This window comes from Pseudoalteromonas aliena (genome assembly GCF_038155085.1).
In the GTDB taxonomy this organism is placed as follows: Bacteria; Pseudomonadota; Gammaproteobacteria; order Enterobacterales; family Alteromonadaceae; genus Pseudoalteromonas; species Pseudoalteromonas aliena_A.
In genome coordinates this window covers 1-207 of record NZ_JBAKAU010000314.1, presented here as the reverse complement: position 1 = coordinate 207, position 207 = coordinate 1, and the positions used below count along the sequence as shown (strand labels likewise).

The 207-nt window shown below is 44.0% G+C and carries 1 pseudogene; it reads right to left on the bottom strand.

Annotated elements, in window-relative coordinates:
* Positions 1-200: pseudogene (gene gltA, locus V6260_RS19560) on the bottom strand (citrate (Si)-synthase); the annotation flags it as partial.
* Positions 201-207: the final 7 nt, after the last annotated feature.

The following is a 207-nucleotide window of genomic DNA, read 5'->3' as shown; positions in this document are numbered from 1 at the left end:
AGTACACCTTTGCCACCATCAATGTAGGTGATTGCAGATTCACAAGAACAAGTCGACATGAAACCTGGGTCATAAGTAAAGTGACCATGTGAGCCTAACGTACTAACGTCGATCACATCCTGGCCAGCAGTGCCTAGATAAATTGGAAGTTCGATTTGATCTAGCCCATCAATAAGGACTGTGGCTTTTTTATCTGCCATCGCTATG